General features: G+C 33.7%; 12 protein-coding genes. 4 read left to right on the top strand and 8 right to left on the bottom strand.

Annotation, left to right across the window (positions count from 1 at the left end; genetic code table 11):
- Window positions 1–131 precede the first annotated feature (131 nt).
- The 5 genes from COD11_RS21625 to COD11_RS21645 all read right to left on the bottom strand — a co-directional run bounded on the left by COD11_RS21625 (window position 132) and on the right by COD11_RS21645 (window position 6308).
- Window positions 132–1073, bottom strand: coding sequence for a VanW family protein (locus tag COD11_RS21625; protein WP_098798985.1), 942 nt, complete (start codon window positions 1071–1073; stop codon window positions 132–134).
- 299 nt (window positions 1074–1372) lie between these two features.
- Window positions 1373–2446, bottom strand: coding sequence for a branched-chain amino acid aminotransferase (locus COD11_RS21630; protein ID WP_098799006.1), 1074 nt, complete (start codon window positions 2444–2446; stop codon window positions 1373–1375).
- A gap of 370 nt (window positions 2447–2816) precedes the next feature.
- On the bottom strand, window positions 2817–3983 hold the full coding sequence (locus COD11_RS21635; RefSeq protein ID WP_098798986.1) for an LL-diaminopimelate aminotransferase: 1167 nt from the start codon (window positions 3981–3983) through the stop codon (window positions 2817–2819).
- Window positions 3984–4244: 261 nt separating this feature from the next.
- The gene (locus COD11_RS21640) at window positions 4245–4565 is read right to left on the bottom strand and encodes a MerR family transcriptional regulator (RefSeq protein ID WP_304362989.1); all 321 of its coding nucleotides are present in this window, start codon (window positions 4563–4565) and stop codon (window positions 4245–4247) included.
- Window positions 4566–5120: 555 nt separating this feature from the next.
- Window positions 5121–6308, bottom strand: coding sequence for an MFS transporter (locus tag COD11_RS21645; RefSeq protein ID WP_231307675.1), 1188 nt, complete (start codon window positions 6306–6308; stop codon window positions 5121–5123).
- 292 nt (window positions 6309–6600) lie between these two features.
- Between COD11_RS21645 and COD11_RS21650 the strand changes: the two genes are divergently transcribed.
- The 3 genes from COD11_RS21650 (at window position 6601) to COD11_RS21660 (ending at window position 8621) form a co-directional block, all read left to right on the top strand.
- On the top strand, window positions 6601–7437 hold the full coding sequence (locus COD11_RS21650) for a deoxyribonuclease IV (RefSeq protein WP_098798987.1): 837 nt from the start codon (window positions 6601–6603) through the stop codon (window positions 7435–7437).
- 100 nt (window positions 7438–7537) lie between these two features.
- Window positions 7538–8215, top strand: a complete 678-nt coding sequence (locus COD11_RS21655; RefSeq protein WP_098798988.1) for an NAD(P)H-dependent oxidoreductase — start codon at window positions 7538–7540, stop codon at window positions 8213–8215.
- A 127-nt stretch (window positions 8216–8342) separates the two neighbouring features.
- A complete protein-coding gene (locus tag COD11_RS21660) occupies window positions 8343–8621 on the top strand; it encodes a hypothetical protein (RefSeq protein WP_098798989.1) in 279 nt (92 codons plus the stop codon).
- A gap of 156 nt (window positions 8622–8777) precedes the next feature.
- Here COD11_RS21660 and COD11_RS21665 read toward each other — a convergent pair whose 3' ends face one another.
- On the bottom strand, window positions 8778–9497 hold the full coding sequence (locus COD11_RS21665; RefSeq protein ID WP_098798990.1) for a metallophosphoesterase family protein: 720 nt from the start codon (window positions 9495–9497) through the stop codon (window positions 8778–8780).
- Between the two features lie 292 nt (window positions 9498–9789).
- Here COD11_RS21665 and yyaC point away from each other — a divergent pair, with 292 nt between their 5' ends.
- Window positions 9790–10383, top strand: coding sequence for a spore protease YyaC (yyaC, locus tag COD11_RS21670; protein ID WP_231307676.1), 594 nt, complete (start codon window positions 9790–9792; stop codon window positions 10381–10383).
- A 68-nt stretch (window positions 10384–10451) separates the two neighbouring features.
- On the opposite strand, the gene COD11_RS21675 is transcribed toward yyaC, so the two are convergent.
- Both COD11_RS21675 and COD11_RS21680 read right to left on the bottom strand, forming a co-directional pair.
- Window positions 10452–10907, bottom strand: a complete 456-nt coding sequence (locus COD11_RS21675) for an SRPBCC family protein (protein WP_098798991.1) — start codon at window positions 10905–10907, stop codon at window positions 10452–10454.
- Between the two features lie 116 nt (window positions 10908–11023).
- Entirely contained in the window at window positions 11024–12160 is a 1137-nt protein-coding gene (locus COD11_RS21680) for an alcohol dehydrogenase catalytic domain-containing protein (RefSeq protein WP_098798992.1), read from the bottom strand.
- Window positions 12161–12179: the final 19 nt, after the last annotated feature.

The following is a 12179-nucleotide window of genomic DNA, read 5'->3' on the forward strand; positions in this document are numbered from 1 at the left end:
GCAAAGAAAGAGCCGACTTTTTTTCCTTTTTTAGGAATTAAAGTCGGCTCTTTTTAAACTCACATGAATAATCTTTAAAATCGTCAGATTTTCAGTGGCCTCTGTGAAACAAACCAGTTTTTGTTAAGCGATTAAACCTTCGATGCATCATCCTTTGAAGCAACTACTTGAACCTCTATTGTTCCAGACTGTTTATTCACAAATGTTTTAATCATAACTGGGAAGTCTTTGTTATTCATAAATTTAAAATCTGGACCTCCCCAGGACACTGTTGCATCCTTCCCGGTAGGAACATACCCAACAGATCTTGAGTGTGAGTTAACTTCTAAAACTTCCAATCCTGCATTTGCAACTGCATTATATAAAGTAGAGGAAGTTTGACAAATTCCCCCACCGATTCCTTCAACAAATTCTTTATCTACAATTTCTTTTGCTTTTTGATAACCTTTTGCTGCAGTACGTTCACCAACAACTAAATTAAAATAAAAGCGATCGCCTGGACCCAATACAATTTGATTAATCTCATTTGCTGATAAAAATATATTTTGTGAGCGACCTGTTACGTTAGGATTAAAAGATGTTTTATAATGGCCAATAACTACTTCGTCAATATTTTTTACAGTTTCTGCTGATACATTCGGCGACATCACTTCTATAGGTAGATCTAATGTTTTATCAAGCGCATGAACATTCAATAACATATCAACTAATTTTTCTTCATCTAATAGAACACGACTTGTTCCTTCTGTTAAACCACCGTTGCTCGTATACTTCACTGGTATCATCGGTTGATCAAGACTCTCAGCTAAATCATTCGCAATAAGCCTTACTTCTTCCTCATAAGCTTCCGACTTTTGATTTAGTGAAGGTGAAAAGGAATATAATATTTTTTGTGTTTCAGGATGTAGCAATTGAACTTGAAATTCCACTTGTTTCTCTGCTAATTGAAAACTATTCATTGCCAAGCTCTTCACTGGTAAAGGTTCATCTTTTTCATTGCCATTAACTACATTCGAACTACAACCCGTCATCATGAACAAGAAAATCAACGTTGAAACATATTTCTTACGCATAACTCTCCCACATTTCCCATTAAATTTTCTTTACCACTTATTTTATTCACTCATATATATTTTGTATTTAATGAAAATATCCTAATTTTTGTTAAAAATTTCCTGAACATTATATATGAAGTGAATTAATATTCTTCTCATTAGTAAGACGTTTAATTAAGGGAAAATGTTTCATATTTTTTCCAAATTCTTTCTTGTCTAATACAAAAAAGGCCAATTCAACAATAGTTCCCGTTTTGCAAAGTGAGTGGCTACATAAAAAAAGCGGGATAGTTTGTTGAATTAACCTTTTGAATGATTTATATAATTTCAGTAACCCAATTAAATGGATCCTGCTTCGTACCTTTTTGTATGCCAGTTAATGTATCATAAAGTTTTTTAGATAATTCACCAGTTTCTCCGTTATTAATTACAATTTTATTATCGTCATATAAGAATTCACCAATTGGAGAAATAACAGCTGCAGTACCAGTACCAAAAGCCTCTTCTAATTGTCCATCTTTATATGCCTGATACACTTCTTCCATTGATATTTTTCGCTCAGAAACAGGGGTTTCCCATGATCTTAGTAATTCTAGGATTGATTTTCTTGTTACTCCCTCTAAAATACTGCCATTCACTTCAGGTGTAACAACTTCCCCATTAATTTTAAAGAAAATATTCATACTTCCTACTTCTTCTATATATTTCTTCTCAACTCCATCTAACCATAAAACTTGTGAGTAGCCCTTTTGCGCAGCCTCTTCTTGGGCTCTTAGGCTTGAAGCGTAGTTACCGCCGGTTTTAGCTTTCCCTGTTCCACCTTCAACAGCACGAACGTAATGGTTCTCAACGTATATTTTTACCGGATGAATTCCTTCTTTATAATACGAACCTACAGGAGAAAGAATAATCATAAATCGGTAAAACTTCGATGGAGCTACCCCTAAGTAATACTCTGTTGGGATAATAAATGGTCTAATATAAAGAGAAGTTCCTTCTGCAGTAGGAATCCAATCCTTTTCAATCGAAACAAGCTGTTTTAGGGCCTCAATGACAAACTCGCCATCAATTCGAGGAATACAAAGTCGATCATTTGATAAATTAAGTCTTTCCATATTTTTCTCAGGTCTGAACAATAATACTTTATCTTCTTTCGTACGATATGCCTTTAACCCTTCAAATACTGTTTGCCCGTAGTGGAAGACCATCGAAGCTGGGCTAAGTGTAATTGGTTCATACGGAACAATTTTAGGGTCATGCCATCCTTTTGCCGGGCTATAATCCATTACAAACATATGATCAGTAAAAACGCGGCCAAACTCCAACTGATCTGATTTGGGCTTTTCTTTTCGTGTTGCACTAAGTGTTACATCAATTTTTGTTTTTGTCATCATTTTAAACTCTCCCAATCAACAAAATTTAAAGAAGTTATCTTTTCCTAGAAATAACCTCTGATCATATTAGAAAAGGTATCTAATCAAACTTTCTATATTTCACTATTTTATAACTTTCATGGAGCAGTTAACAACTGTTTTTCGACAAAAGATTCAAAATAATCAATAAAAATATTATTTCAGCCCAATATTAAAGTTATTTTTCTATAGAAAAATTTTTATTCGAGGCATATGATCTATGAAAAAAGAGCGGGAAGCCCCCCACTCTTTTCTATAAAATATCCTATTCCACATCTTCTATTGTTATTAAAGTTCTTTTATTGTTGTTAAAAAACTTGGGTCCTTCACAATTTGTATTTTTGAGAATCTACAAAATATTCGCATTCTTTATTGAGGTAATAACCTTTTTTAACTTTTCTACATCCTGAACAAGAGCAATCCTTACATAACCTTCACCAGTTGGTCCAAATGCATGTCCAGGTGTTACAACAACATGTGCTTTGTCAATTAGTTCATAAGTAAACTCCGTCGAACTGAACCCCTTAGGAACTTCAGCCCAAATAAACATACCTGCATCAGGCTTTGTTATGGTCCAACCTAACTCATTTAAACCTTCAATCAAAGTATCACGGCGTTCTTGGTACACCTTTCTACTTTCTTCACAAAAGTGAGCACCCTCTTCCAGAGCACGGATTGCAGCCTTTTGAATAGGTAAAAACACACCATAATCCAAATTGCTTTTTAATTGATTCATAGCTTGTACCACATCTTTATTACCGGCGAGAAAGCCAATTCGAGTACCTGCCATATTATAGTTTTTAGAGAATGAAGACATTTCAACTCCAATGTCTTTTGCTCCTTCGATCGAAAGAAAACTTACTGGCTTCTTTCCTTCAAAATAAAGCTCAGAGTAAGCAAAATCATGTAGAACTAGTATATTGAATTTTTTAGCAAATGCAACAGCTTTTTCAAAAAATTCTATATCAGCTAATGCGGGAACCGGATTACCAGGAAAATTCAAGATCATCAATTTCGCTTTTTCAGCCACCTCAGAAGGAATAATTGATAAATCTGGTAAAAAATTCTTTTCCTTTTTCAACGGCATAAAATAAGGAGTTGCCCCTGCCATCGCAATTCCAGCAGCGTATGCAGTATAACCTGGATCCGGTACTAAAATCACATCTCCTGGATTTGCAAAAACCATCGGAAAATGAACAAGTCCGTCCTGAGATCCCATTAATAATAGTATCTCTTCAATTGAATCCAACTCCACTTTATAGTTTCTATTATAAAAAGAAGAAACTGCTCTATTAAACTCATTAGTTCCAGATAAAGAATAGCCATATTGATCTGCTTTCAACACTTCTTCAGATAAAGAATTGGTAATAAAAGATGGTGGAGCCAAATCCGGGCTACCAATACTTAAATCAATAATCGGTGCACCTTCACTTATTTTTCTCTGTTTATATTGAGCAAGCTCACTAAAAATAGAAGGCTTAAAAAAGCTCATTTTATTTGATAATGTAATTGTCATTTTATCCCCCACTTATTTCGCAAGTTCTCATTTTTCTGAAAATAAGTGTATCATAACTAAACGTTATACGGGAATAATGAAGTTTTAGATTTTTGGAAATAGTTGAATTTTAATAGTTTTTCTAAAAATGGACAGTTAAGCTTAAAATGAATCATTCGAGTTTTTTCCTGTTGTTTATACTTTCATCATACATTTGTATATCCCCATAGAAAAAAGAATGCTGTTTGTTGAGCATCCTAAATTAAATGATTACATTTTTTCTTACTTAAAGCCACTTCTTTGAAAATGTGAGTTTAATTGACCGCGAATCATTTTTTTCTTTAGATCGGCATCAGTTTCTTTCTTTTTGTAGTCTCTACGGATTTCATCGGTTTGAACGCCTTCCTCCACTTTTTCAGCAATGTCCATTAATTTCTCAATATCAGAAAAAGAATATTTACGAAATCCAGTTGATGTACGATCTGGAAAAATTAATTTTCTTTCCTCATAATAACGGATTCTTCTTTCTGATAACCCGGTCAATTCACACACAGTACCCATTGATATCACTTTTTTATCAAGATATGATTTCGTCTTATCCAAAGAAACGCCCCCGGTTTTGTATGTTATTTTCCGATCTCTTCATTACTTTACCAATAGAAAGCGTTTTCCAACAAGAATAATTTACAGAATTTTATAAAAAATCACACAGAAAAAGACATCACAAATCTAGATGTCTTTTTCGATAGATCGGGAATTAGAATTAACATTTATAGTAATATCTGCTTTTTCACAGTAACTTTTGTTACACCAGCATTCCCAATCTTCCATCTTGTCGTTTTCTAAAAACACTTCACACTGAAAGCAATATAAGCCACTTTTTCAGTGTTTTTTGTATTATTCAGGCTCCCCGATTTCAAAGCTGCTATTAATAAGGTCCTTTGCCTGTTCGAGCGATATATTAAAATCTTCCGCTACTTTTTTAATAATATTTTCTCTTAATTCTATTACTGTCATATGATCAACCTTCTTCCGAATAATCTCTTTAAATCAATATTATCAGAAAATTCATGCATTAAAAGGTATTTGTGAGAAAATCTTACACATTATTTAAGACAACCCTTTACCCACCAATAGGATGGTAGGTTTTCCAACATACTAGCTTTTTGTCTTTTTGACAAGAAGTACAATATATAAAATAATTGAGACACTAACTGAAATAGCTGATGTTTGGTAAATTGTATGATAACCATAAACATGACCAATTTGCCCAAACAAGAGTGCACCAATTCCAACACCAAGATCAAAGGATGAAAAAAAAGTTGCATTTGCCATCCCTCTCCTATTTTTAGGTGCTTTTTCAATTGACCATGCTTGAAGTGCCGGTTGAACAGAACCAAATCCAATTCCATACAATACTGCAGCTGTTAATAAAATGGTTGTGCTTGGGAGCCATGACAACAAGATCATTGCGATCATAATGAATATAGCTCCAGGAATAAAAACAGCCTGATGACCTTTACGATCATATATTTTTCCTGCGAACGTTCTTGATGCCATTAGTGCAATAGCAAATACAAGGAAATACCATTGAATCCCTAATATCCCCTTTTGTTCAGCATATAAAGGTAAGAAAGATGCAATTCCTCCAAATGTTACAGTAATAAAAAACAAAAGCATAGCTGGCTGAAGTGCACTTTTTTCATAAAAATCCCATTTATCTTTCTTTGTTGTTTGCTGTGACTTTTCCACCTGTTTATACTGTATTCGTGAAGACAGAATTAATGCTACAATCCCTAAGAAAGCACAAATAAGAAATAATTGTTTAAATGTTATCATTCCTGCCAAACTGAGGCCTAGAGAAGGACCAAAAGCCAAAGCGATATTACCTGATAAACCATAATAACCCATACCTTCTCCACGTCGCTTAGGAGGGATAATATCACTAGCAATTGTGCCAGATGCTGTAGTTGAAAAACCCCAGCCAATACCTTGAATAACTCTCATAAAAAATAAAAAAGCAATAGTAGGCAGAAATCCGAACGAGCCTGCAGAAATGATAAAAATAATTAAACCGGTTAAATAAACAAACTTTCTTCCTTTTGATTCCAAAGTGTGACCAGCATATGATCTTACAAGTAATGCAGAAAATGTAAAAATTCCAACAACAACTCCTATTAACTGATCATTTCCGCCAAGCTCCTTAACAAAAAGAGGAATAGTTGGTAAAGTCATCTGAAACCCGAGAAAGATGAAAAAGTTTGATAAACAAATCAATACAAAATCCCGTGTCCAAATCTTTTCTTTATGTAATGCAATTCCGTTTGTATTAAATTGTTGATCCAAAAAAGCCCTCCTTTTCTCATTTCTCAAATGAAATTTTAACTAAGTTAACTTATATCCTACTCTTCAAGGTTATTCTTAACTAACTTTTATTTCAACTCATACGATTCTCTCCTCAAACGTTGCTTCAAGGAATGCATACCGTTCTTACTATTCTATTTGAGAATAAAGTTAATTATTTTAAAAATAATAAAAAGATACTTTTGTATAGATTTATAACGATTACTGCTTTAAGCTTTTCCTTATGAATTAAGCCTTGAGGAAAATAAAAACTTTTTAAAAGATAGGAGCTTATATGAAATTTGGCAGCCATGTTAGTATTCGGAATGGGTATTTTGCTGCAGCTAAATATATGGATAGCATTGGTGGCAAAGCATTTCAATATTTCCCTAAAAATCCAAGAAGTTTAACTGTGAAGGAATTTAATCGGCAAGACGCAAACCTCTGTCATGAATTTTGTGTTGAAAACAATCTTGTCTCAATTGCTCACACCCCTTATCCAACAAGCTTAACACCTTCAATAGATAAAAAAGACCTAACAATTGATTCTCTTCTTAATGACTTAGAAATTGCTGATTGTTGTGGCTCAATTGGAGTCGTTGTTCATTTTGGAAGTCAAATTAGTAAAACTGACCCACTCGCCAGTTATCAATTAATGATTGAGATGCTTAATCTTATTCTAAGGAAGTGGAACGGACAAACTCTTATTTTACTCGAGAATAACGCAGGGAAATCAGGAGCACTAGGCACAACATTAGAGGAACTTGTCCAGGTTCGGAATTTAACCGATTATCCTGAAAAAATTGGATTTTGTTTAGATACCTGTCATGCTTATGCAAGTGGACTTTGGTCCGGAAAGAATCAAGAAGAATTGTGGGGCAAAGCATCAGAATTGGGCTATATAAATTCCCTAAAAGCAGTCCATCTAAATAATTCTAAGTATGAACTTGGCTCCGGTAAAGATCGCCATGCGAATATATTTAAAAATGGATACATTGAAAAAGAGTGCTTTAAAAATCTATTTCAGTTACCTAATCTTTCAGATATTCCCTTTGTTCTAGAGACCCCTTCAGATGAAGGAATTACTCATCAAGAAGAAATATCAATGTTATATCAATTCATTCAGACTTAAATAGCTAGACCTTTTTATTATTTGAGCAAACTATTTTTCAATTCTCGTCCTATCATCTATACTTTTTTACGTGAAATACATAAAAGGAGGATATTTAATCATGACAGAAAAAACTATGACAAAAGAAACTATTCTTGAAGCATTTCGCTCACGTCATGCAACAAAAGAATTTGATCCAAATAAAACAATATCAGAAGATGATTTTCGCTATATACTGGAAACTGCGAGGCTATCCCCAAGCTCAGTTGGATATGAACCTTGGAAATTTCTTGTTGTACAAAACCCAGAGTTAAGAGAGAAGTTAAGAGAAGTTTCATGGGGGGCACAAGGACAGCTCCCAACTGCGAGCCATTTTGTAATTATCCTTGCAAGAACAATAAAAGATACAAAATACGATTCAGATTATGTGAAAAATCAGATGCTAAACGTAAAAAAATTCCCACTAGAATTGTTTGATCAAATTAAAGAGCGCTATAAAAACTTTCAGGAACATGATCTCAAGCTACTAGAAAATGATCGAACAATGTTTGACTGGGCAAGTAAACAAACGTATATTGCATTGGCAAATATGATGACGGCAGCAGCTTTAATAGGGATTGATTCATGCCCAATCGAAGGATTTGATTTTGATAAAGTCCAAAAAATATTAGAAGAGGAAGAGTTATTAGAAGATGGTCATCTAGCTGTTTCCGTAATGGTTTCGTTCGGATATCGCGCAAAAGATCCTCGACCAAAAACAAGAAAAGCGATGGAAGATATTGTTCAATTTATTGATTAATTTGTAAAGTAGAACATCTTGTTTATTAGGTACTTTTAATAAATAGACAAATTAATCTAGTAATTAGCCCTATCAAAAAAGATATGTCTTCATACACTATAGCATTCCATTAAAAGGAGTGCTAATGATGTCAAACATCAATGAAATGAAAAAGCAATATGAAGGTAAGATGGTACGTTTTAAAAATAAAGAAAATCAATGGGTTGTTGGAAGAGTAGCAAATATTGATGACAACGGGATTGAAATAGAAGAATATCATTCCCCTGAAAATCAAAGTGAATATGGATATGGATTTTTTGCTCCAAGACCTTTTTACGGTCCACGTCCATTCAGAAGAAGGCCTTTTGTAAGATATCCTTATGGCGGATTTACTGCTCTTACTTTACTTCCTTTCTTATTGTGGTAATTAAGTAACCAAGAAAAAAGGATCATTCCATTTAGAGATTGGTCCTTTTCTTGGTTCTTTTTAGGAGTAAGTTTTAACTAGCAAATTCTTCCTCTATATTCCGACACTCATGTATTAAAATGTCAAGTTATGCGCTTTCCCAAGAAATAATCAACCCTATAAGCTTGCATTTCTTAAAATATTTATCATCATCTCAGCATTAGGATATCCTGAATCTTGATATTGTTTTATAACCATTTCAACATCATAATCAACCCGCTCAATCGATGTACTAATTCCACTTTCATTTACCTTAAGCAAGCCATAGGAAGCTTTTGTTAAACCATCAAATGGAAGACCAGTACTGCCTATATTCATAACTACTCTACCGTTTATGTATCGTATATATGGTTTATGAATGTGACCATAAACATAAATATGTGAATCAACTTTAGACATTAGTTTTTCTTTTATGTATTCTTCTTCCGCCTCAGGTGATACAATATCAAATAAACTGCTTGGTGTTGCATGAAATGCATGTATTTTAACCCCATTTTCTTCTATTGCAAGAGAATGTGGGAGTGTATTTAAATAGTCAATATCTGCTGATTGCAATCGTTCAAAAGTCCAGTCTCTCTCTCTATTCATCATCTCAAGAGCTTGAGCAGCTACTTCTCCTTCATTAACTCCCCGAACAACCCATTCATCTGCATTTCCCTTTATGACCTTTGTATGTAAATTACGTACTAAAGATAATGATTTCTCCGGTTCAGGTCCACGATAACAAATGTCCCCTAATACATATACTTTATCAATTTCCTTCTTTTTTATATCCCGTAAGACAGCTTCAAGAGCAACCGCATTTCCGTGAATATCTGAAATAAATGCTATTTTCATATATAGAACCTCTCTTATAACATTGTTATGTAAATCATATCATGTTCACATCGATCATGTATATGCTCCTGATTTACTCTATACAGGTTAATCTAGTTTATTCTAAGTATGAATGTGTTGAAAAGGATTATCTTACTCAACATGATTGAAAATGTTAAAATTTACTAATTTATTTTATCAATGTCAAGGAGGAAAGTTAATACATTTTACAGAATTGTCACTTAAAAGATTTTTTTATGAATATGAATCAATTTGTTACCGTTTAATTTTTAGGGATGTGGGAGGGGGATTTATGATAGATCAATGTTCAACTATTAAGAATTCAATGTTAGATGGAATTTTTCCATATAATGATAAGTTAGCTCCATTATATATACGAAACTCTTTATTTACTCTTATTCCAAAAGGTACAGAGCATATATATGTTATTGGAATTGGCTCAAATCAAATTAGCGGTGATAGTCTAGGTCCCTTTGTTGGAACTCTTTTGAATGAAAAATTCCCAGACCATTTAACAGTCTTAGGAAACCTGCAATTCCCATTGGATGCATTAACGTTAGAAAAAGAGTACGGAAGCATCTCTCTGCCTAATAATAGCTTTATAATTGCTATTGACAGTGTACTTGGTTCGAGAAAAATCGTAAATTCCATTGTTATTCGAAAAGGGGCATTACGACCAGGAGAGGGACTAGGGAAAATACTCCCTTCTATTGGAGATTGCAGTATTATGGGTGTTATTCAAGAAAAAGATTCCTCCCTGCATTCTTCGTTGTTTCATACAAACTTACACCTTATCTATACGATGACAACAACAATTGCTAAAGGAATTTCTCTTGCGGTCAGACAATATTTCAAATATCCTTCAAATTATCCTATAATATTCTAATTTTATTATGTAAGACCAAAAACAGAGACAAACATCTTGCTTCTGTTTTTGGTTTTAGCATTTCAATATTAACGAAGAACATTTTCCTTTTTTTCAATTTTTTCTACAATAGCTTCTGTTAATTCTTGTGTAATTTCCGATAAACTTTTCTTCAATTTAGAATTTATCATTTTTGCCATTTTTCCTTCAGGTGTGATATCAAGATACCCCAACATCATTGTTTTATTTGCTGAGATTTCCTCCGCTTCAAAGTAACCATTTCCAATGATCTTCTCATTTATACCCGTTAAGTTAAACATGACTTTTTTGGGCTCATTCCAGCCGGTAATATCGACTTTTAAATGAATTTTTTTCTTTATTACACCTAAATCTGTTTTGAATTTCCAAGTTGATTCTGAATCGTTTATTATTTCATGTTCAATATAACCCGGTACTAGTGGTGCCCAATGGTCCATCACACTAACAAACTCCCAAATGGCATTAATAGGCTGATCTACTTCTACCTTATATAAATCACTTGGCATCTCTTTTTTCTCCCTTCTTTTTAAAAAACTAACTTGTTAACTTCTTTTATCATTTACTTATTCAATAAGGGCTGTACATTATGCAAAACAAAAAAAGAGACATCCATTGTCTCTTCTTAAGGCTTTAAAATAATTTTCAAACATTTCTCTTTATGACTATTAAAAATCCTGTAAGCATGCTCTGCCTTATCTAAAGGTAAAGTGTGTGTAATAACATCATTGATAGAAATCTGCTTACTTTGAACAAGTTCATACAAAAACGGCATGATATGTATAACAGAGGCTAACCCCATTTTCAGGGTAATATTTCTTGCAAATAAGTCTCCTAAAGGAAATTGATTATATCTTAATCCGTATATTCCAATTAATTGAATGACACCTCCAGTACGAACGAGCTGGCTCGCAAGTTCGATCGCACCAAGAGCACCACCCTGTAAACGAAGAGCTGTTTCCACCATCTCTGCTGGAGTCATTTTACCACTCATTCCAACGCAGTCAATTACAACATCAGCACCACCCTTTGTTATTTCTTTTATATGCTGCTCAATGTCTTTATGTTGCTGAAAATTAAACACTTCTGTATGATTCCATTTTTTTGAATGTTCAAGTCGATATGGAACATAGTCTAATGCAATAACACGTTTAGCTCCTCTAAACCATGCAAGCTTTTGAGCGAGAAGACCAATAGGACCACAACCTAATATAATGACTGTATCTCCTTTTTTTACACCTGCTTGATTAATACCCCAATAAGCAGATGAAAGAGCATCTGTTAACAACAATAGTTCTTCATCTGAAACAGAGTTATTTTTCGGCACTTTAAAGGTACCGAAATTAGCAAAAGGAACACGTACATATTCCGCCTGACTCCCACTATAATCTCCATACAATCTTGAACAGCCATAACACCCACCGATCTCTCCTTCAGGGTTTGATTTTAAACATTGACTTTCCAGTTGATTTTGACAGTTGATACATTCACCACATGCTATATTATAAGGAATTGCTACCTTGTCACCTTTTTTAACCTTATGAACCGCTGAGCCGATTTCTTCAACAATTCCAACAGCTTCATGTCCAATAATATAATCTTTCCCCATACTTGGGATCATTCCATGATAAAAGTGTCGATCAGAGCCACAGATGGAGGTATGTGTGACTCTCACGATAATGTCATCTTTTTGTTTAATCACTGGATTTGGCATTTCTTTTACTTTAACATCCATAAATCCTTGGTAAGTGACTGCCTTCATTCTTTGTCCTCCATCAGTT

This window comes from Bacillus sp. AFS040349 (assembly GCF_002577655.1).
Taxonomy (GTDB): Bacteria; Bacillota; Bacilli; order Bacillales; family Bacillaceae; genus Metabacillus.